Origin of the sequence: Bacillus sp. B1-WWTP-T-0.5-Post-4 (genome assembly GCF_009183795.1) — a bacterium.
In the GTDB taxonomy this organism is placed as follows: Bacteria; Bacillota; Bacilli; order Bacillales; family Bacillaceae_G; genus Bacillus_A; species Bacillus_A cereus.
On the sequence record NZ_WEIJ01000001.1, the window covers coordinates 577,255 to 598,316 of the forward strand.

A 21,062-nucleotide genomic window follows, 5' to 3' on the forward strand; every position below is an offset into this window, starting at 1 on the left:
TTTAGAAATACTACTCGAGCACCGGACTGGCGAAGCAACGATGAGATGCGACAGTTATCTAAACCGGACTTTTTAAACAACCTCCCAAAAAAAGTCTAGACGGTTATAGTATAACCATCTAGACCCTATTCTTACTTCTCTTCTTTCAAGCTTAATTTTAAGTTCAGTTCTTCAAGCTGCGCTTCTGCAACTGGGCTTGGAGCTTCTGTTAATAAGCAGCTTGCGCTTGCTGTTTTCGGGAATGCAATTGTATCACGAAGGTTCGTACGGCCTGCAAGTAACATAACAAGACGATCTAAACCTAATGCGATTCCGCCGTGTGGTGGTGTACCGTATTCGAATGCTTCTAATAAGAATCCGAATTGCTCTTGCGCTTCTTCTTGTGAGAATCCAAGTGCTTTGAACATTTTTTCTTGTACGTCACGCTCGTAAATACGAAGTGATCCACCACCAAGCTCATAACCGTTTAATACAAGGTCATATGCTTGTGCACGTGCTTTTTCTGGTGCTGTTTCTAGTAACTCAACGTCTTCACGGAATGGCATTGTGAATGGGTGGTGAGCTGCGAAGTAACGATCTGCATCTTCATCGTACTCAAGAAGTGGCCAATCAGTTACCCATAGGAAGTTAAATTTACTTTCATCAATTAACTCAAGCTCTTTACCTAGACGTAAACGAAGTGCGCCTAAGCTATCTGCAACAACGCTCTTCTTATCTGCTACGAATAGTAATAAGTCGCCAGCAGTAGCTTCTAATGTGCTCATTAACACATTTGCATCTTCTTCACCGAAGAATTTCGCAATCGGTCCTTTTAGTCCGTCTTCTTCAACTTTAAGCCAAGCTAGACCTTTTGCACCGTATACTTTCACGAATTCAGTTAATGCATCGATGTCTTTACGAGAATATTTACTTGCAGCACCTTTTGCATTAATTGCTTTTACTTGTCCGCCGCTTTCTACAGCACTTGTAAATACTTTAAAGCCACAACCTGCAGCAAACTCAGATAAGTCTGTTAGTTCCATTTCAAAGCGTGTATCTGGCTTATCAGAACCGTAGCGAGCCATTGCATCAGCATATTTCATACGAGGGAATGGTGCACTCACTTCTACACCTTTTGCATCCTTCATAACTTTCGTCATCATACGCTCCATCATATCTAAAATTTCATCTTGTGTTAAGAATGAAGCTTCGATATCGATTTGCGTGAATTCTGGTTGACGATCCGCACGTAAATCTTCATCACGGAAACAACGTGCTACTTGATAGTAACGCTCAAATCCGCCGACCATAAGAAGCTGTTTAAATAACTGTGGTGACTGTGGTAATGCATAGAATTCACCATCATGTACACGACTTGGCACTAAATAGTCACGAGCTCCTTCTGGCGTGCTTTTCGTTAAAATTGGTGTTTCTACTTCTAAGAACTCTTCTGTATCTAAGAAGTTACGAATTGTTTTTGTTACGTCGTGACGCATTTTGAATGTGTTGAACATTACAGGACGACGTAAGTCTAAATAACGATATTTTAAACGCACATCTTCTGATGCATCTGTATCATCAGCAATGATAATTGGCGTTGTTTTCGCTGCATTTAGTACATTTACTTTTGTTGCTTGTACTTCAATACGACCAGTTGCCATATTGTCATTAATTGCGCCTTCACCACGTTCAACAACTGTACCTTCTACGTGTAATACGTATTCGCTACGAATTGTTTCTGCTACTTCTAACGCTTCTTTTGATGTTTCTGGGTTAAATACAACTTGTACGATACCTGTACGGTCACGTAAATCGATAAAGATTAATCCACCTAAGTCACGGCGTTTTTGTACCCAACCTTTTAATTGAACTGTTTGTCCAACAGCTTCTACTGTTACTTTTCCACATGCATGTGTTCTTTCAGCCACTGTAAGTTCCCCCTATATTAATTTCTCTGCTACGTATGAAGCAAATACATCTAACGCTACTTCTTCTTGTTCACCTGTTGCCATATCTTTTAAGTTAATGATGCCTTTATCTAGCTCATCTTCTCCTAATACAGCTACAAATTTCGCCTTTAGACGATCTGCTGATTTAAATTGTGCTTTCATTTTGCGATCTAAATAATCTTTTTCAACTGACAATCCAGCTTTACGAAGATCGAACGCAACTTTTGCAGCATGGTCTTTCGCTTTTTCGCCAAGCGCTACAACGTAACAATCAATGCTATGTTCAAGTGGTAATTCAATGTTTTCAGCTTTTAGCGCCATAATTAAACGTTCAATACTCATTGCAAAACCGATACCTGGCATTTCTGGTCCACCGATTTCTTGTACAAGTCCGTTATAACGGCCACCACCGCTTAATGTAGTGATCGCACCGAAACCTTCTGCCTCACTCATAATTTCAAAAACAGTGTGTTGATAGTAGTCTAAACCACGCACTAAGTTCGGATCTTTTTCAAATGGAACATCCATCATCGTTAATAGTTCTTGAACTTTGTCATAGTATACTGCTGAATCTTCGTTTAAGTATTCTGTAATAGATGGTGCTGTTCCCATTAATTCATGGTTACGGTCCTTCTTACAGTCTAAAATTCGAAGTGGGTTCTTTTCTAAGCGAGATTGACAGTCAGAACAGAATTCGCCGATACGTGGCTCAAAGTGTGCGATTAATGCATCACGGTGTGCTTGACGGCTCGCTGCGTCACCTAAACTGTTTAATACAACTTTAATATTTTTTAAGCCCATGCCGCGGTAAAATTCAACAGCAAGTGCAATTACTTCTGCATCAATTGCAGGGTCATTACTGCCGATTGCTTCGATACCGAATTGTACGAATTGACGATAGCGACCTGCTTGTGGTCTTTCATAACGGAACATTTGACCGATATAGTATAATTTCGTTGGTTGTGTCGCATCACCAAACATTTTATTTTCAACGTAAGAACGTACAACAGGTGCAGTACCTTCTGGACGTAATGTTAAGCTACGCTCTCCACGATCTTGGAATGAGTACATTTCTTTTTGTACGATATCTGTCGTATCACCAACACCGCGTAAAAATAGCTCAGTGTGTTCAAAGATTGGTGTACGAATTTCTTTATAATTGTAACGACGGCAAATTTCGCGTGCTTGCCCTTCGATATACTGCCATAACTCAACAGTGCCTGGAAGAATATCTTGCGTTCCGCGTGGGATTTGAATAGACATATTCAGTTCCTCCTCAAATTGTTTTAATCTTAATAAAAATAAAAAAACTCCCGCCTCTACTGTTTAAACAGTAGGGACGAGAGTATTATACCCGTGGTGCCACCCTAATTGAAGCACGTATGCTTCCACTTTTTTAATAACGCTTAAATATGCGTTCATCCCTACTAAGCATATATGCCGTTCAAGTTGAAACCTCTAGAGTGTCATTCAATCAGTCATCATGCAGAAATGTTTTCAGCCTAAGACATTCCTTCTCTTTCCATGTGTGTCTCATTTACTCTTCTCTATCAACGGTTATATTCATATGTAAATATAAAATTACTATACGTTTGTTAAGTAGGATTGTCAAGTGCTCTAAGAACGTTCAATCTGCTTCTTTAAACGCTTTACATCTTGAAGAGAAATCCCAAACTCCGAAGCAAGCTCCATTGAAGTATTGTTTTGCTCTTTTGAAATAAAATCATGAAAATTCACGTTAAACAGTTGATTTGCACCATTTGTAACAGAATGCCCTTTTTCATTCATACGCATACGTATATCCCTCACATTCAATATGGATGTTTTACTTTTTATTGTTCCATATTGATGAGAGAGTTATACATAACCGAAACTGCTATTGATTCCAAATAAATGAACAAAACATACAACAATGTATAAAAAAGAGAGGATTATATAACCCTCTCTTTTTTATGAACACTATTTACTTTCTACAATTAAGGTCACCGGACCATCATTGATTAAAGAAACGTCCATCATTGCTCCAAACTTCCCTGTTTCCACATGTAATCCTTGTTTACGAACTTCTTCATTAAAGAAATCGTATAAACGCTCTGCATAATCAGGTTTCGCAGCATCCATAAAGTTTGGACGTCTGCCCTTGCGGCAATCTCCGTATAATGTGAATTGCGAAATAGATAGAACTTGTCCTTCTACATCAAGTACAGAATGATTCATCTTTCCGCTCTCATCTTCAAAAATACGTAAGTTTGCAATTTTTTCCGCAATGTAAGTTGCATCTTTTTCTGTATCTTCGTGCGTAATGCCAACTAGTAATGTTAAACCGAACGGAATTTGTCCTACGATCTCACCGTCTACTGTGACAGACGCTTTCTTTGATCGTTGTAAAACAACTCTCATCTTTCTACACTCCCTATTAATGCATCATGCGTCGTACTGCATAAATTTCTGGAACGCGTTTAATGCGTTCTACTACTTTTTTCAAGTGTTGTAAGTTACGAATCGAGATTGACATATTAATTGTTGCCATCTTATTACGGTCACTTCTACCAGAAACAGCTGAAATGTATGTTTTCGTCTCTGTAACAGCTTGCAGTACTTCATTTAATAAACCGCGGCGATCGTAACCTGAAATTTCAATATCAACGTTATACTCAATTTCTTTTTCAGGGCTACCTTCCCACTCTACCTCTAATAATCGTTCTACAGCTTCTTCTGTATGAACATTTACACAATCACGGCGGTGAATTGATACACCTCGGCCTTTCGTAATATACCCAACGATATCATCGCCCGGAACTGGGTTACAGCATTTCGATAAACGGATTAATAAATTATCAGCACCGCTTACCTTTACACCAGAATCCCATTTTCGAATTTTCATCGGTTTACGGACTTCTTTAACTTCAACAATTTCTTCTTCTTCGCGTTGTTTGCGGAACTTGTCCGTTAGTCGCGTAACAATTTGCGAAGCTGTAATTCCGCTATATCCAACTGCTGCAAACATATCTTCTTCATTTGCAAAGTTAAATTTCTCAGCGACGCGTTTTAAGTTATCCGGCGCCAATACTTCTTTCATCTCATACTCTAGACCACGTACTTCCTTTTCAACAAGTTCACGGCCTTTTTCAATATTTTCGTCTCTACGTTGTTTCTTAAAGAATTGACGAATTTTATTTTTCGCATGAGATGTTTGAGCAAGTTTTACCCAATCCTGGCTTGGGCCATATGAATGTTTCGACGTTAAAATTTCAATGATGTCGCCTGTTTTTAATTTATAATCCAGCGTCACCATTTTCCCATTTACTTTTGCACCAATTGTTTTATTCCCAATTTCCGAATGGACACGATACGCGAAATCAATTGGAACAGATCCAAGTGGTAATTCCATTACATCGCCTTTCGGTGTAAAGACGAATACCATGTCAGAGAATAAATCAATTTTTAATGACTCCATAAATTCTTCTGCATTAGAAGCTTCATTTTGCCATTCTAATATTTGACGGAACCATGTGAGTTTCTTCTCTAATGTACCTGTTGTTTCTGCTGTTTTTCCTTCTTTGTATGCCCAGTGTGCCGCGATCCCAAATTCTGCAATTTCATGCATTTCTTTCGTACGAATTTGCACTTCAAGTGGATCACCTTTCGGTCCAATTACAGTCGTATGAAGAGATTGATATAGATTTGCTTTTGGCATTGCAATATAATCTTTAAAACGACCTGGCATCGGCTTCCAGCACGTATGAATAATTCCAAGCACCGCATAACAATCTTTAATACTATTTACAACGACACGTACAGCTAATAAATCGTAAATTTCATTGAACTGCTTATTTTGCAGTGCCATTTTACGATAAATACTGTAAATATGTTTCGGTCTTCCAGAAATCTCAGGTTGAATTGCAACTTCTTTTAATTTCTCACGAATACCAGTCATTACTTCGTCTAAATATTCTTCACGTTCTGCACGTTTACGCTTCATTAAATTTACAATACGATAATATTGTTGTGGATTTAAATAGCGAAGTGACGTATCCTCTAGCTCCCATTTAATAGTACTAATTCCGAGTCTATGTGCCAAAGGTGCAAAGATTTCTAACGTTTCATTCGCTATGCGACGCTGCTTCTCTTGAGGCAAATGTTTCAATGTACGCATATTATGAAGACGATCAGCTAGTTTAATTAAAATAACTCGAATATCTTGAGCCATTGCAATAAACATTTTGCGATGGTTTTCTGCTTGTTGTTGTTCGTGAGATTTATATTTAATCTTCCCAAGCTTTGTAACGCCATCAACAAGCATAGCAATTTCTTTGTTAAATTCCCGTTCAATATCTTCTAACGTAATCTCTGTATCTTCCACTACATCATGTAAGAAACCTGCTGATACCGTAGCTGGATCCATGTGTAAATCAACTAAAATACCTGCAACTTGAATCGGATGAATAATATACGGTTCACCCGATTTTCTATATTGTTCGCTATGCGCATCACGTGCATATTCATAGGCACGTGCCACTAGCTCAATATCTTCATCCGCTAAATATTGACTTGCTTTCTCGAGTACCTGTTCAGCTGTTAGTACCTGCTCATTTGCCATCGAATCACCTTTTATTGAAAATTGACTTTATCTTTATTTAATAGAATAAATTATATTCTATCATTATAACCCAATGATTGTGAATTGTGAAAAGGAAAAGATTTTACTGACATTTCACCATAATTTTTTGTTCAATTATACAAAAGTACCCGCTCCTCTCCAAGAGATTCACGGGTACTTTTTATCACCGTAGTTTTACCTATATAGTGATTAGTATTTTTCTAATACTAATACATCGTAACCATCTAACATTTTACGACCATCTAAGTAAGTAAGTTCTACTAAGAATGCAATTCCTGCTACAACTCCGCCTAGCTCTTCAACTAACTTAATTGTCGCTTCGATTGTTCCACCTGTAGCTAATAGATCATCTGTAATTAATACGCGCTGACCTGGCTTAATTGCATCTTTATGGATTGTTAAAACATCTTTACCATATTCTTTACCGTAGTCAACAGTAATTACTTCACGTGGTAATTTTCCTAATTTACGAACTGGTGCAAATCCTACTTCTAACGCATAAGAAACTGGGCAACCGATAATGAAACCACGAGCTTCTGGTCCTACTACAACATCGATATCTCTTTCTTTTGCGTATTCAACGATTGCATCTGTTGCTGCTTTGTATGCTTTACCGTCATTCATTAAAGGTGTAATGTCTTTAAACACAATACCTTCTTTCGGATAATCCGGTACAATTGCGATATGTTGCTTGAAATCCATATTTCTGAATCCTCCTCAGATCTAAAAGGTTTGTAAATACAAATCCTTTACCCTAACTGTTCTACTTCTTTATGATTACGAATCGTTTCAAACCATGTATATAGTTGCTGATATGTGCTATAAACCAATTCTTTTTCTAATTGTAAGTGGTTCATTTTCTCACGATATGTGTTCGATTCAATTAAATCACGCTTTTGTTTTTTGTCTGCCATAAAAATGACGCCATCTTTTATTGTAACAAATTCTAACTCAAAAAACACCTGTGTCATGAAATTTACTGTATCTTTTGACCAACCTTTATGACGACATAGTTGTTCTCCATATTGTCTTAAAGAAAATGGTGTTTTTTGGCTTAAGAAAGAATAGTACCATTTAAAGTGTTCTCTCGTCGGAACTGTACTAAATAAGTGGTTATTCTCTTGATAAAATAGCGTATAAATTCGCGCTGGGAATCCTACCTTAAATAGCTCACGTAATTCATCTGTTCCTTTTGGTAAATCAAGTAACACGATATATTGATCATCTAAATGCGTTACTTCTGAAGCATGCATGAGCTTTTCTTTATAGCTCTCTAAAGAAAATTTATTCAATACCTCTTCAGAAAAATACACCATTGTTATTTTTTCTTTCGGAAGTTCTGCTAAATTTGCTTCTGCATTACGCATACTACGCCAATCAAATAATTGCCACGCCTCTACAGCAATATCTTGTACCATTAGTTGTGGCTTCTTAAAGTTATTCCATTCATTGATGGATGCTTCTCCTATTACAGATACTTTTGCAACTGGAGAGATTTCTTTCGCATATGCACCAAAACCAAATCCAATTGTATCCAGTGTTGCTTGTCCATCACGAAGAGCCATTTTTAAATGAGAGCCATCTGATCCGATCGCGCGAATACTTTCTAACTCTGCATCTTTCACTGCAATACGTGGTTTCGGATTTCCAACACCAAACGGGGCTAGTTTTTGCATATCTTCAATTGCCGCTAGTGTTACATCCTCTACTTTACAAAAAACATCAACTGCTGTAATTGGAATAAAATCTTCTTCTGTTAAAATTGCATCTGCTTGTTCATTTAAGCGGCGACGTAATTCATCTACATCATTCATATGTAGCGTCATTCCCGCTGCCATCGGATGCCCTCCGAAGTGTGGTAATAACTCTCTACAATCTGATAAATTTGCAAACAAATCAAATCCTGCAATACTACGTGCTGAGCCTTTTGCTGTTTCTTTTATAGGATCAATACTTAATACAATCGTCGGACGATAAAAACGTTCAACTAATTTCGAAGCAACAATTCCAATTACCCCTGGGTTCCAGCCTTCTTTCGCAAGTACTAATACTTTATTTTCTTCTGGTGGGAAGTTATTTTCCACTTCAGCGATAGCCTCTTCTGTAATTTGCTTTACAATATCTTTTCGCAGTTTGTTCAGCTCATCAATTTCTTCGGCCAACTCTTTCGCTTCCTCAGGATCATCTGATAATAAAAGGTGTACAGCCGGCGTTGCATCTTCTAAACGCCCGACCGCATTAATACGCGGTGCAATTGAGAAGCCAATACTCTCTTCTGTAATTTCACTTTGCGAAACGTTAGCAACTTTAAACAATGCCTTTAAACCAATATTTTTCGTCATACGCATATGTTTTAAACCGCGTTTCACTAGCAACCTATTTTCACCATGAAGTGACACTAAATCAGCTACTGTACCGATTACTGCAATCTCTAATAAATGTTCTGGTACACGGCCTAATAGTGCATGCGCAACTTTAAACGCAACACCTACACCAGCTAAATAGTGAAACGGATATACACCGCCATCTAATTTCGGATGTATAATCGCAAGTGCTTCTGGCAATTCTGGCGGTGGCTCATGGTGATCTGTAATAATTAGATCTATTCCAAGCTCTTTCGCTACATTCGCTTCATGTACTGCTGCGATGCCAGTGTCGACAGTAATAATCAGTGAGAACCCTGCGCTATGCGCCCAACGAAACGCTTCTTCGTTCGGCCCATACCCTTCTGTAAAACGATTTGGAATATAAAATTCTACTTCTGCACCTAATTCTTGAAGAGCAAGATATAACACAGTTGTACTACTTACTCCGTCTGCATCGTAATCACCAAATATTAATATTTGTTCTCCATTTTGAATCGCCTTATTTACACGTTCTACCGTTCTATCCATTCCTTCTAATAAAAATGGATCATGAAATTCTTGATTTTCTGTATTTAAAAAATCTAAAATCTTATCTTCTGTATCTAGTCCTCTACCGAGGAATAATGAAACGACAAGTGGCGATAACTGTAATTTACTTGCTAATTCACTCACTCGTTCGTCATTATATTCTTTTTCTTTCCAACGCGTCTTCGGTTGTAACACGAAATCACCCCTTAACCTGTTCATTATACAAGACAGATTAAGGGGTGACAATATAATGCAAACTACGATGCAATATCTATATACTAAAATGTTAATGATGTTTAATTTGGAGAATACGGATTTATATGTACGAATACATTTTGTACATTATCTTGTTTCATAAGTATTTCTTTCACATGTTTTCCAATACGGTGTCCTTCTTCTACAGTAATGTATGGATCTACAGACACTTTAATATCGACAATAACATAATGACCATGCTCCCGTGCATATAAAGAACCAATTTTTTTCACACCATCTACTTGAAGGACTGCTTCTCTAAGCGGAATAACATCCTCCTCATGAAGAACATGGTCAAGCGTTGCATGAATTGCTTCCGCTCCAATGCTCCATGCCATTTTTACAACAAGAAGCGAAACAACTAATCCTGCAATCGGATCAGCATATACAAGCCAGTCTATACCAAGCTTACCACCGAGTATAGCTGCACAAATACCGATTAAAGCTGCAATTGAAGAAAATACATCCGAACGGTGCTCATATGCATTTGCAATAATTGCATCACTATTTACCCTTTTCCCTAATCGGAATTTATATTGAAACATTCCTTCTTTCACGACGATTGAAAGAACAACAGCAAAAATCGTAATTCCTTTCGGCGGTTCTAGTTCTTGCGAAAAAGCTTTTATAGATGAAATCGCGATTTCAAGTCCCACAATAAATAATAATACCGCAACAATAATCGCTGAAATCGATTCCGCTTTACCATGACCATACGGATGATCTTCATCAGGTGGCTGCTTTGCCGCTCGCAATCCAAAAAGTACAGCTAGCGAACCAATTACATCTGATGCAGAATGCACCGCATCTGCTAGCAGTGCTTTACTGTTCCCAATATAACCAATTACCGCCTTTACAATTGCTAATATAATATTACCAACGATCCCGACAATAGCACCAAACTCGGCCTGTTTAAAACGTTCATCTTTTTCCATAATTAAAATCCCTTCTTTTCTTAACCTATCTTTTTATTTTAACAAAAACAGCAATAACACCACCACTTTCTTCCATCTTCTTCCCATCAAAAAGTTGCTATCTTATTGTATCCACAAACGAAAAAAGAGATGCCTCATAATAAGGCATCATCTTTTCTATACTTGCGGTTCAGATTCTACTTTCTCAACCTTCTTCTTGTTTTTCCCCTTTTTCAAACGACGGTTTTCAAGCATTAACCAAATTTGAGAGGCAACGAAAACAGAAGAGTACGTACCTACTATTAATCCAACAAGTAACGCAAACGAGAAGTTACGTAGTGACTCACTACCGAAGATAAGCAGTGCAATTACTGGGAATAACACTGTTAATACGGTGTTAATCGAGCGACCAAGCGTTTGGCGAATACTTGCATTTACGATTTCTTCTAGATCTTTTATATCGCGCACTCGTTTTTTCTGTTTGTATAATTCACGGTTTCTATCAAATGTAACAATCGAGTCATTAATAGAATAACCGATGATTGTTAGTACTGCAGCGATAAACGTTAAGTCTACCTCTAATTGGAAAATACTAAACATAACAATCATAACGAATGCGTCATGTAATAATGCAAGTACTGCAGATAGCGCATACGTAAATCGGAAACGAATACTTACGTATAAAATGATAACCGCAGAAGCAATCAGTACAGCGATAAATGCATTTCGTGCAATTTCTTTACCGATTGTCGGTGAAACTGTACTTACGTTTGGATCTGTACCATATTTATCGTGGAAGAATGTTTTTGTTTTCGCAATTTCATCTTTTGATAAAACACCTAATGTACGAACTGCGAAACCTTTATTGTCATCTCCAGTCGGTACAATATTTTCTTCCTTCACATCAATGTTCAATTCTTTAAAATCTTTATGAACATCAGACACAGTAACGGCTTGTTTTGATTGCAAGTCGATACGTGTACCACTCGCAAAGTCAATACCAAGATTCAATTTGAAAATTGGTAAGATAATTGCACCCGCAATTACAACTACAATCGAGAAGATAAGGAATTTATGACCGATATTTACGAAATTAATACGATCAAATCTCGTTGGCGGATGTACTACACCTTTTGTTAATGGAATAATATCCTTTTGTTTCACACCAAAATATCCTGGTTTTTTATCAAAGTAACGGCTCTTTACAAGTAGACCTAGTAAGAAACGAGTACCGAATACGTTCGTAATAAAACCAACCAAAATACTTACGATTAAACTTGTTGCGAATCCTTTTACAGAGCTATTACCATAAACGAATAACACACCAGCAGCTGCAAGGGTCGTAACGTTCGCATCTAAAATTGTTGCTAATGAACGATGGTTACCAGCACGGAATGCCGACATCATGGACTTACCGATTTTCAGCTCTTCTTTCAGTCTCTCGTACGTAATAATATTCGCATCAACTGCTATACCTACTCCGAGCACTAACGCTGCAATACCTGGTAATGTCAGAACTGCATGCATCCAGTTAAAGACAAGTAATGTAACGAAAATGTATAAACCTAACATAATAACCGCTACAAGTCCTGGTAAACGGTAGAATACAAGCATAAATAAGAAAATAAGAGCGATACCAATCGCACTAGCGAAAATCGTTTGCTCTAACGCTTGCTGACCAAATTTCGCTCCAACAGATGTTGAATACATTTCTTTTAAATCAACAGGAAGTGCACCTGCATTTAATAAAGATGAAAGTTGTTTCGCACTTTCAACTGTAAAGTTTCCACCTACGATAGATACTTCAGCTTGGTTAAATACTTGACTTACTGTTGCCGCTGATAAGAACTTCGGATTCGGTTTTGCAGATTCTGCTTTATACGAATCTTTTCCTTCTTCAAAGTCAAGCCAAATTACCATTAAATTCGTTGGTGGTGGCATTTTTGAAATCTTTTCAGTTACTGCACGGAATTTTTCAGCGCTTTTTAGTGTAAGACCTACGCTCGCACGGCCTTGGTCATCAAATGTTTGTTTCGCTCCGCCGCCTTTTAAATCCGTTCCATCCATAAGAAGGTTATCATCCACATCACGGAATGTTAATTTCGCTTGTGTTGATAACATTTCACGTGCTTTTTGCTGGTCTTGTACACCAGCAAGCTGTACACGAATTCGATCTTGCCCTTCGATTTGAATGTTCGGCTCACTTACACCGAGAACATTGACACGATTTTCAAGAGCACCTACTGTACTTACAAGTACGTCTCGATCGATTTTATCACCTTTTTTGGCTGGTTTTACTTCATACAGAATTTCAAAACCACCGCGAAGGTCTAGTCCTAGACTAATTCCTTTTGCTATGTCTTTTCCTGCCGCACCAATTACTCCACCGATTAATAAGACGATGAGGAAAAAGGCGGCAATTCTTGTACCACGCTTTGCCATATGTACCCTCTTTCTGCTACTAACACTTTCAATAAATCTTTTACGATTCACTGCTATACGTGTGCATACGCCTAGTTAGTAGACTTCCTTTCTATAATTTTTGCTAGTTCATCACTAGCTGTATAGGTAAGCTTTTACACTACCTACACTTTCATCATTTATTTTCCTCTTCACTACCTCCTTTATATATAATCTTAGACATAATTATTTCCTCTTTATCAATACATATCATTATACTGCAAAAGGAAGAACAAACCAATTGCAGTCGGTTATTTATTTTCGTACTCATCAAATGACCAAAGCGGTGCTTGGTACGCTTCAACAGTTAAATATGTCATATATTCATTAGTACTTACTGTTAATACGTCATTAACTAATTCATACAATCTAACATCGCTGTCTATCTTCTTCCACTTTTTCACTTTGAGAAACTTCCAAATGTCATCATCTGTCACTCGGTCGTAACCGAACATTTGAAACTCTTCTACTTTACTTTCTAAAACGACTTGTAACTGTCCGCGGTATGATTCTACCAAAGCCTCTCTATCTAACATTTATAACATCTCCTTCTTATTTCAGCACGAAAAAGTCGCTTTAATCCCGCTCTAATGGACAGCAATAACTACTTTCAAGAGCACTATCATACTTCACTCTCTTAAATGCTTGTCATTCTTGTCTCGTACGTGCATATAAATTATTGTAAATCATTCCATTGATTTTGAGAAGGTAGGAGAAGAACATGACGAGACAAAGCTTTTTAAAAGGCGCATTTATTTTAATGATAGCCGGCTTTATTACAAAAATACTTGGCTTTATCAACCGCATAGTAATGGCACGTATTTTAGGAGAAGAAGGCGTTGGTCTTTATATGATGGCCGTTCCTACATTCATTTTAGCAATTACATTGACACAAATTGGTCTTCCTGTCGCAATCGCAAAGTTTGTAGCAGAAGCGGAAGCTGTAAACGATAAACAAAGAGTTAAAAAAATATTAACCGTATCACTAGCTGTTACATCCGTTATTAGTATCATTTTAACAATCGGAATTATGTTCCTCACGCCTATTTTAGCAAAAACATTATTAACCGACGAAAGAACGTACTATCCATTAATGGCCATTTTGCCCGTTGTCCCGGTTATTGCTGTTTCTTCTGTTTTGCGTGGTTACTTTCAAGGGAAACAAAACATGAAACCTAGCGCTTATGCGCAAGTTCTAGAACAAGTCGTCCGCATTACCATTATCGCTATATGCATCCAGTTATTTTTACCTTACGGCATAGAATACGCTGCAGCCGGCGCTATGTTATCAGCTGTTCTCGGTGAAGTTGCATCCTTATTATTTTTACTCACGTTATTTCAGCGAGAAAAACATTTATCAATACGCTCTGGATTTTTCACTACTGTAAAGGAAAGCAAAGGGACATTTTATTCTCTGATGGATATTGCCCTTCCAACTACAGGAAGTCGTTTAATCGGCTCCGTTTCATATTTTTTTGAACCTATTGTCGTTATGCAAAGCTTAGCAATCGCTGGTGTCGCTGCTTCTGTTGCAACCCAGCAATACGGTATATTAAACGGTTATGCATTCCCGCTCCTATCACTACCCGCCTTTATTACATACGCTCTCTCTACAGCGCTCGTCCCTTCTATTAGTGAAGCAATGGCAAAAAGACAACATAAATTAGTGGAGCACCGTTTACAACAAGCACTTCGAATTTCATTAATTACCGGCGGATGGTCTGTCGTTATATTATACGTATTCGCTTCTCCTGTTTTAACTCTTATGTATGGATCAGACAGCGCAACAGCATTCATTCAACTTCTTGCGCCTTGCTTTTTATTTCATTATTTCCAAAGTCCACTTACCTCTGTTTTGCAAGCTTTAAACTTAGCAAGAGCTGCAATGATGAATACATTTATTGGTGCCATCGTGAAATTAATCGTTATTTTTGTACTAGCATCAAGGCCAGAATTTCAAATGATGGGGGTTGCTCTCGCTATTGCTGCAAATATTGTAACAGTAACATTTCTTCACTACGCTACTGTTTTAAAAAAGATTACATTTACCATTTACGCAAAAGACTATATTTTCGGTGGACTCGCCATCGGTATCGCGGGCGCCTTCGGTTTTTATCTTCATAAATATATTATTTTCTCTCATGCCCTTGGCATACAAACATTATGGGAAATCACTTTGACAACAATTGTTTATATCGTACTTCTCTTCACTTTCAAACTCATTCGAAAAGAAGAGTTAAGTCGTCTCCCTATCATTCGTAAACTTTCATTTTTGAAATAAGTTGAAACTTTAATCAGTGGGGTAATCTCCACTGATTATTAGTTAAACTAATCATTCTTACTCTTTCAAAGGATAAATCTCTAATCTTCTTTTACATCAACAAAAAATTTTCCGTTTTGAAAACTACAGTATAAAATTTGTGTTACATCGTTATAACCTAAGTTTTTTAATTTCTCAATAAGCCATGCATCTGTATGTTCAATCATTTGTAAATGACTAGATTGAATTTCTCCATCAATAATAAGAGGAAGCGTAAACTGCAATGTATCTTGTTTATTTTTTTGTTTTTGAAAGACAGATAACTTCCCAGACGGTTCCAAAATAGCATATTCTACATCCCGAATATCTCCAACTCCTTGTTCCCTTAATTGCATCATTAAATCATCTATATTATAACGTTGCTTTCTCATCTTCTTTTCATCAATCTTTCCCGCGTTTACAAGAATAGCCGGCTCACCTTCTATTAAATGCCGAAAGCGTTGATACTTTAGGGAAATGACTGACAAAATAATTTGGATGCACATAAGAAAAGTCATCGGAACTAATTGATGCCAAAGTGATTTATCGGTATTTTCAATTGCCACTACAGCCATTTCTCCAAGCATAATAAATACGACTAAATCTAATACACTTAGCTCTCCTATCTCACGTTTACCCATAAGACGAAAAATAATTAAGATGATGATATACAAAAGCATTGTCCGTCCAATTATTGATATCCATTCCATTTCTACATCTCCTTTTTTACGTATAGACTCCCCTATAAAAAAGAAACTAGTCTAACTTAGACAAAAGGAAAATATGCTTGTATTAAAAAGGGGGAATGCATAAATGGATGGAACGAAAAAATTATCAACTGCAATTGGCTTCGGTATTGTTACACTACTAATTCTCGCATCTATTACTAGCATGATTATGGCTCTTTTATTAAAGTTTACGAATATAAACGAAGGGACATTAACCGTTACTATTTTTATACTCGCTCTTTTATCTATGCTTATGTCTGGATTTACTGCCGGCAAAAAGGCTCAAGGAAAAGGTTGGCTAGTAGGTCTCACAACAGGTCTCACGTTCACTATACTCGTTTTTTTAGTTAACTATTTAGGCTTTTCTCAAACTTTATCGAACTCACAATTACTTTATCAATTAGCATTAATGGGGGCGAGTACACTCGGTGGTATTTTCGGTGTAAATATGTCAAAGCAAAGTAACTAAAAAAGGCCCTGCACATTTCATGCAGGGCCTTCCACATTAGTTTTTCACAACTTCACGAATCGCATTGCGATCGAAAGTTAAGTGTGAACCACCAGATTTAATAACAATTTTTGTCTCATCTACTGATTCGATTGTACCGTGTAAACCACCGATTGTTACGATAGCATCACCTTTTGCTAACTCACTTTGCATTTGAGCAACTGCTTTTTGACGTTTTTGTTGCGGGCGAATTAATAAGAAATAGAAAATCGCAAACATCGCAACGATCATAACGATATTCATCATACCTGCATTCATCTTTTGTTCCTCCTTTTAAATTATGTATTAGAAGTTTTTAGCATTCGGTTTATTAAAGCCATACTGTTCAAAGAACTCTTCGCGGAAATCGCCAAGACGGTCTTCACGAATAGCTTGTCTCACCTGCTCCATTAAGTTTAACAGAAAATGAAGGTTGTGATAAGACGTTAAACGAATTCCGAACGTTTCATCACATTTCATTAAGTGACGAATGTACGCACGTGAGTAGTTTTTACATGTGTAGCAATCACAGTTTGGATCAAGCGGACCGAAGTCTCTTGCGAATTTCGCATTTTTTACAACAAGGCGACCTTCACTTGTCATACATGTACCATTTCGAGCGATACGAGTTGGAAGTACACAGTCAAACATATCAATACCACGAATTGCGCCATCGATTAACGAGTCAGGAGAACCTACACCCATTAAGTAACGAGGCTTATTATCTGGAAGAAGTGGTGTTGTAAACTCAAGAACACGGTTCATAATATCTTTCGGTTCACCAACAGATAAACCACCTACAGCGTAACCAGGGAAGTCCATTGAAACAAGATCTTTCGCACTTTGACGACGAAGTTCTTCGTACTCCCCGCCCTGTACAATACCGAATAAACCTTGATCTTGCGGACGTTCATGCGCTTTTAAGCAACGTTCTGCCCAGCGGCTCGTACGCTCTACAGATTTCTTCATATATTCAAAAGTAGCCGGGAATGGTGGACACTCATCAAATGCCATCATAATATCTGAACCTAATGCATTTTGGATTTCCATCGCTTTTTCTGGTGATAAGAATAATTTATCTCCATTTAAGTGATTACGGAAGTGAACGCCTTCCTCTTCAATACGACGGAAGTCACTTAAACTGAATACTTGGAAACCACCAGAGTCTGTTAAGATTGCACGATCCCAGTTCATAAATTTATGCAAGCCGCCTGCTTCACGAATAATTTCATGACCTGGACGTAGCCATAAATGATACGTATTACTTAAAATAATGCCAGAATCCATTGCTTTTAATTCTTCTGGTGACATTGTCTTAACTGTTGCAAGTGTACCAACTGGCATAAATGTTGGTGTATCAAATGAACCGTGCGGCGTATGCACACGACCTAAACGGGCACCCGTTTGTTTACATGTCTTAATAAATTCATAACGAATTGCTGTCATAACTTACTCCTTTTATTTGTTTCTCATTTTAGCGTGAGATGCAACGAACATTGCATCACCGAAGCTAAAGAAACGATATTTTTCTTTTACTGCTTCATTATAAGCATGAAGTACATTATCTCTATTTGCAAATGCACTTACAAGCATAATTAATGTTGATTTCGGTAAATGGAAGTTTGTAATTAAACCATCAATTGCTTTAAATTCATATCCGGGATACATGAAAATATCTGTCCATCCAGAAGCGGCGCAAAGCTTACCTTCATGATCTGTTGCAATTGTTTCTAACGTACGAGTTGATGTCGTACCTACAGTAATAATACGTCCACCATTCTCTTTCACACGATTTAATAATGCCGCTGTCTCTTCAGACATATGATAATATTCTGCGTGCATATGGTGTTCTTCAATCGTGTCTGCAGAAACTGGTCTAAATGTTCCAAGTCCTACGTGAAGTGTAATGAATGCTAACTGAACGCCTTTTTGCTTTAACTTCTCAAGTAACTCTTCTGTAAAGTGAAGTCCCGCAGTCGGCGCTGCTGCTGAACCGATTTCTTTCGCATATACTGTTTGATAGCGATCGCGATCTTCTAGCGTCTCTTTAATATATGGAGGAAGTGGCATTTCCCCAAGTTCATCTAAAATTTCATAGAAGATGCCGTCATATGAAAATTCAAGCTGACGTCCACCTTGATCTGCAGTTCCTGTGCAAGTTGCTTTTAATTTCCCTTCGCCAAAAGAGATAACAGTTCCTTCTTTTACACGTTTCGCTGGCTTTACAAGCGTTTCCCACTTATCACCTTCTTCTTGTTTTAAAAGAAGTACTTCAATGTGCGCGCCTGTATCTTCTTTCACACCGTGCAAACGAGCAGGCATAACTTTCGTTTCATTTAAAACTAAGCAATCCCCCTCATGTAAGTAAGAAAGAATATCCGTAAAATGTTTATGCTCAATATCACCTGTTTCACGGTCTAACACCATTAATCTTGATGTTTCACGCTCTTCTAACGGGACTTGTGCAATAAGTTCTTCTGGTAAATGAAAATCAAACAGATTTATATCCATAGCTATATCCACCTATTTCTTATTTAAATCGATTTATTATATACATAATAAAAGATAATACAATACTTAACACAATACATGTAATGATAGGAAAATAAAAGGTAACGTTTCCTTTTTTCACAAAAATATCGCCTGGAAGCCTTCCAATGAACTTCCAAGCTAATCCAACAACGATGAGTAAGATCCCGGCTGTAATAAGCAGCTTTGGCATCTCCGTCATACTTTTGGTATCTCCATTCCGAAATGTTCATACGCAAGCGGCGTTACAATTCGGCCCCTTGGCGTTCGTTGTAAAAAGCCAATTTGTAATAAATACGGCTCATACACATCTTCAATCGTATGAGATTCTTCTCCAATTGTTGCTGAAACCGTTTCTAATCCAACTGGACCGCCACGGAATTTCTCAATAATACCAAGCAGTAATTTATGATCAATATGATCTAGACCTAATTTATCTACTTGCAGTAGCTCTAATGCCATTTGTGTAATTTCCATCGTAACCGTTCCGTTACCACGAACTTGCGCGAAATCACGTACACGTCTTAAAAGACGATTCGCAATACGAGGTGTACCACGAGCACGTCTTGCAATTTCTAATGCAGCTAACGAATCGATTTCAACTTCAAATACTTCTGCTGTACGTTCAACAATCGCAGAAAGCTGATCTACTGTGTAGTACTCTAACCTTGAAAGTACACCGAAGCGGTCACGAAGCGGTGCCGATAATGCTCCAGCACGTGTTGTTGCTCCAACTAATGTAAATGGCGGTAAATCTAGGCGTACAGAACGTGCTGAAGGCCCTTTTCCAATTACAATATCAAGGCAAAAGTCTTCCATCGCAGGATACAATACTTCTTCAATTGATCTATGCAAACGATGAATTTCATCAATAAATAATACATCCCCTGGCTGAAGCGCTGTTAATACAGCAGCTAAATCTCCTGGTCTTTCAATTGCGGGACCTGAAGTTGTTCTAACATTAACGCCCATCTCATTGGCAATAATATTCGCAAGCGTCGTTTTACCAAGACCTGGTGGTCCATATAAAAGCACGTGATCTAACGTTTCTTCACGCATTTTCGCCGCTTCAATAAATACTTCTAAATTATGTTTTGCTTTATCTTGGCCAATATACTGACGGAGCGTCTGTGGCCGTAATGAATATTCTAAATCCGCATCTTCATATGCAGATTCCCCTGAAAGGAGACGTTCGTCCATTATACTCACCTCTTACCATTTAGTAAAAGACTAAGTGCCTTTTTAATATACTGATCCGTCGTTAATGATTCTTTTAATAACTCTGGTACAACACGAGAAACTTCGCGTTCTGCGTATCCAAGTGCGCGGAGAGCTTCCAGTGCCTCATCAAGCTCAGCTGATGAACCTTTCTTCTCATCAAAACGTTCTGTGTCTGAGAATAAATCAACAAATGCATCTGGTACGACATCTGCTAGTTTTCCTTTTAAATCTAAAATCATTTGGCGTGCTGTTTTCTTTCCGACGCCTGGGAATTTCACTAAAAACTTCTCATCTTCATGCTCAATCGCTTGAACGACCTGTCCTGTTTGACCAGAAGCTAAAATTGCAAGAGCTCCTTTTGGCCCAATGCCAGACACGCCTAACAACTTTGTAAATAATAAACGCTCTTCACGTGTTTTAAACCCGTAAAGTGCCATAATATCTTCTCTCACATAATGATATGTATAGACACGGATTTCTTGCTTACTTCTTTGAAATACATACGGATTTGGTGTGAAAATTTGATAACCAATTCCATTATGATCAATTACGACATATTCCGGCCCTACATACTCCACGTAACCTGTAACATATTCAAACAAAATACGATCTCTCCCTCTTAAATCATGTATTCCATTTTAACATATTTAATGATAGAAAAGCGAGACTGCCCCAACAAATGTTCTCCACTTGAAACTTCTGTTATTTTCCATTGACAGAAAGGTT

19 protein-coding genes and 1 other annotated feature are annotated in these 21,062 nt (G+C 37.8%); of the genes, 2 read left to right on the top strand and 17 right to left on the bottom strand.

The window, feature by feature from the left end:
- Positions 1 to 131 precede the first annotated feature (131 nt).
- The 10 genes from aspS to GBN91_RS03230 all read right to left on the bottom strand — a co-directional run bounded on the left by aspS (position 132) and on the right by GBN91_RS03230 (position 13,608).
- Positions 132 to 1,907, bottom strand: a complete 1,776-nt coding sequence (gene aspS, locus GBN91_RS03190; RefSeq protein ID WP_000840898.1) for an aspartate--tRNA ligase — start codon at positions 1,905 to 1,907, stop codon at positions 132 to 134.
- Positions 1,908 to 1,919: 12 nt separating this feature from the next.
- On the bottom strand, positions 1,920 to 3,191 hold the full coding sequence (hisS, locus tag GBN91_RS03195; RefSeq protein WP_000027084.1) for a histidine--tRNA ligase: 1,272 nt from the start codon (positions 3,189 to 3,191) through the stop codon (positions 1,920 to 1,922).
- A gap of 69 nt (positions 3,192 to 3,260) precedes the next feature.
- Positions 3,261 to 3,491: a binding site (T-box leader), on the bottom strand.
- A 54-nt stretch (positions 3,492 to 3,545) separates the two neighbouring features.
- Complete coding sequence (locus GBN91_RS28720) at positions 3,546 to 3,722, bottom strand: hypothetical protein (protein ID WP_001242605.1); 177 nt, start codon at positions 3,720 to 3,722, stop codon at positions 3,546 to 3,548.
- Between the two features lie 165 nt (positions 3,723 to 3,887).
- Positions 3,888 to 4,328 carry a D-tyrosyl-tRNA(Tyr) deacylase gene (locus tag GBN91_RS03200; protein ID WP_001266965.1) on the bottom strand — a complete coding sequence of 147 codons (441 nt, stop codon included), beginning with the start codon at positions 4,326 to 4,328 and terminating at the stop codon, positions 3,888 to 3,890.
- A gap of 16 nt (positions 4,329 to 4,344) precedes the next feature.
- Positions 4,345 to 6,528 carry a GTP diphosphokinase gene (gene relA, locus GBN91_RS03205; protein WP_001262795.1) on the bottom strand — a complete coding sequence of 728 codons (2,184 nt, stop codon included), beginning with the start codon at positions 6,526 to 6,528 and terminating at the stop codon, positions 4,345 to 4,347.
- 210 nt (positions 6,529 to 6,738) lie between these two features.
- Positions 6,739 to 7,251 (bottom strand): adenine phosphoribosyltransferase, encoded by a 513-nt coding sequence (locus GBN91_RS03210; RefSeq protein WP_000346215.1) that lies wholly within the window; start codon positions 7,249 to 7,251, stop codon positions 6,739 to 6,741.
- Between the two features lie 47 nt (positions 7,252 to 7,298).
- On the bottom strand, positions 7,299 to 9,638 hold the full coding sequence (recJ, locus tag GBN91_RS03215) for a single-stranded-DNA-specific exonuclease RecJ (RefSeq protein ID WP_152121249.1): 2,340 nt from the start codon (positions 9,636 to 9,638) through the stop codon (positions 7,299 to 7,301).
- A 101-nt stretch (positions 9,639 to 9,739) separates the two neighbouring features.
- Entirely contained in the window at positions 9,740 to 10,633 is an 894-nt protein-coding gene (locus tag GBN91_RS03220; RefSeq protein ID WP_000409746.1) for a cation diffusion facilitator family transporter, read from the bottom strand.
- A gap of 156 nt (positions 10,634 to 10,789) precedes the next feature.
- Complete coding sequence (gene secDF, locus GBN91_RS03225; protein ID WP_006926733.1) at positions 10,790 to 13,054, bottom strand: protein translocase subunit SecDF; 2,265 nt, start codon at positions 13,052 to 13,054, stop codon at positions 10,790 to 10,792.
- Between the two features lie 269 nt (positions 13,055 to 13,323).
- A complete protein-coding gene (locus GBN91_RS03230; protein WP_000886979.1) occupies positions 13,324 to 13,608 on the bottom strand; it encodes a post-transcriptional regulator in 285 nt (94 codons plus the stop codon).
- A 185-nt stretch (positions 13,609 to 13,793) separates the two neighbouring features.
- On the opposite strand from GBN91_RS03230, the gene spoVB reads away from it, so the two are divergent.
- Positions 13,794 to 15,353: a stage V sporulation protein B gene (gene spoVB / locus GBN91_RS03235; protein WP_000198300.1), complete on the top strand. Its 1,560-nt coding sequence runs from the start codon at positions 13,794 to 13,796 to the stop codon at positions 15,351 to 15,353.
- Between the two features lie 80 nt (positions 15,354 to 15,433).
- Here the strand turns inward: spoVB and GBN91_RS03240 are convergent, their stop codons facing one another.
- Positions 15,434 to 16,081 (bottom strand): DUF421 domain-containing protein, encoded by a 648-nt coding sequence (locus tag GBN91_RS03240; protein WP_000454817.1) that lies wholly within the window; start codon positions 16,079 to 16,081, stop codon positions 15,434 to 15,436.
- Positions 16,082 to 16,184: 103 nt separating this feature from the next.
- On the opposite strand from GBN91_RS03240, the gene GBN91_RS03245 reads away from it, so the two are divergent.
- Positions 16,185 to 16,568 (top strand): TIGR04086 family membrane protein, encoded by a 384-nt coding sequence (locus GBN91_RS03245; protein WP_000349150.1) that lies wholly within the window; start codon positions 16,185 to 16,187, stop codon positions 16,566 to 16,568.
- A 36-nt stretch (positions 16,569 to 16,604) separates the two neighbouring features.
- Here GBN91_RS03245 and yajC read toward each other — a convergent pair whose 3' ends face one another.
- From yajC to ruvA, 6 genes are read right to left on the bottom strand one after another with little or no spacing between them, the layout of a single operon-like run.
- Entirely contained in the window at positions 16,605 to 16,865 is a 261-nt protein-coding gene (gene yajC / locus GBN91_RS03250) for a preprotein translocase subunit YajC (protein WP_000991115.1), read from the bottom strand.
- Positions 16,866 to 16,892: 27 nt separating this feature from the next.
- Positions 16,893 to 18,032, bottom strand: coding sequence for a tRNA guanosine(34) transglycosylase Tgt (tgt, locus tag GBN91_RS03255; RefSeq protein WP_000125365.1), 1,140 nt, complete (start codon positions 18,030 to 18,032; stop codon positions 16,893 to 16,895).
- A gap of 12 nt (positions 18,033 to 18,044) precedes the next feature.
- Entirely contained in the window at positions 18,045 to 19,097 is a 1,053-nt protein-coding gene (gene queA, locus GBN91_RS03260) for a tRNA preQ1(34) S-adenosylmethionine ribosyltransferase-isomerase QueA (RefSeq protein WP_000354034.1), read from the bottom strand.
- Between the two features lie 19 nt (positions 19,098 to 19,116).
- The gene (locus GBN91_RS03265) at positions 19,117 to 19,317 is read right to left on the bottom strand and encodes a DUF2905 domain-containing protein (protein WP_000138162.1); all 201 of its coding nucleotides are present in this window, start codon (positions 19,315 to 19,317) and stop codon (positions 19,117 to 19,119) included.
- Positions 19,314 to 20,315 carry a Holliday junction branch migration DNA helicase RuvB gene (ruvB, locus tag GBN91_RS03270; RefSeq protein WP_000344449.1) on the bottom strand — a complete coding sequence of 334 codons (1,002 nt, stop codon included), beginning with the start codon at positions 20,313 to 20,315 and terminating at the stop codon, positions 19,314 to 19,316. The genes GBN91_RS03265 and ruvB overlap by 4 nt, the downstream gene beginning before the upstream one ends.
- A 5-nt stretch (positions 20,316 to 20,320) precedes the next feature.
- The gene (gene ruvA, locus GBN91_RS03275) at positions 20,321 to 20,938 is read right to left on the bottom strand and encodes a Holliday junction DNA helicase RuvA (protein ID WP_000464511.1); all 618 of its coding nucleotides are present in this window, start codon (positions 20,936 to 20,938) and stop codon (positions 20,321 to 20,323) included.
- Between the last annotated feature and the right edge of the window lie 124 nt (positions 20,939 to 21,062).

Excerpts from the sequence above, each read along its gene's own strand:
- hisS (WP_000027084.1), bottom strand. The coding sequence starts at position 3,191 with ATGTCTATTCAAATCCCACGCGGAACGCAAGATATTCTTCCAGGCACT.
- GBN91_RS28720 (WP_001242605.1), bottom strand. The coding sequence starts at position 3,722 with ATGCGTATGAATGAAAAAGGGCATTCTGTTACAAATGGTGCAAATCAA.
- GBN91_RS03200 (WP_001266965.1), bottom strand. The coding sequence starts at position 4,328 with ATGAGAGTTGTTTTACAACGATCAAAGAAAGCGTCTGTCACAGTAGAC.
- relA (WP_001262795.1), bottom strand. The coding sequence starts at position 6,528 with ATGGCAAATGAGCAGGTACTAACAGCTGAACAGGTACTCGAGAAAGCA.
- GBN91_RS03210 (WP_000346215.1), bottom strand. The coding sequence starts at position 7,251 with ATGGATTTCAAGCAACATATCGCAATTGTACCGGATTATCCGAAAGAA.
- GBN91_RS03220 (WP_000409746.1), bottom strand. The coding sequence starts at position 10,633 with ATGGAAAAAGATGAACGTTTTAAACAGGCCGAGTTTGGTGCTATTGTC.
- secDF (WP_006926733.1), bottom strand. The coding sequence starts at position 13,054 with ATGGCAAAGCGTGGTACAAGAATTGCCGCCTTTTTCCTCATCGTCTTA.
- GBN91_RS03230 (WP_000886979.1), bottom strand. The coding sequence starts at position 13,608 with ATGTTAGATAGAGAGGCTTTGGTAGAATCATACCGCGGACAGTTACAA.
- spoVB (WP_000198300.1), top strand. The coding sequence starts at position 13,794 with ATGACGAGACAAAGCTTTTTAAAAGGCGCATTTATTTTAATGATAGCC.
- GBN91_RS03240 (WP_000454817.1), bottom strand. The coding sequence starts at position 16,081 with ATGGAATGGATATCAATAATTGGACGGACAATGCTTTTGTATATCATC.
- GBN91_RS03245 (WP_000349150.1), top strand. The coding sequence starts at position 16,185 with ATGGATGGAACGAAAAAATTATCAACTGCAATTGGCTTCGGTATTGTT.
- yajC (WP_000991115.1), bottom strand. The coding sequence starts at position 16,865 with ATGAATGCAGGTATGATGAATATCGTTATGATCGTTGCGATGTTTGCG.
- tgt (WP_000125365.1), bottom strand. The coding sequence starts at position 18,032 with ATGACAGCAATTCGTTATGAATTTATTAAGACATGTAAACAAACGGGT.
- queA (WP_000354034.1), bottom strand. The coding sequence starts at position 19,097 with ATGGATATAAATCTGTTTGATTTTCATTTACCAGAAGAACTTATTGCA.
- GBN91_RS03265 (WP_000138162.1), bottom strand. The coding sequence starts at position 19,317 with ATGACGGAGATGCCAAAGCTGCTTATTACAGCCGGGATCTTACTCATC.
- ruvB (WP_000344449.1), bottom strand. The coding sequence starts at position 20,315 with ATGGACGAACGTCTCCTTTCAGGGGAATCTGCATATGAAGATGCGGAT.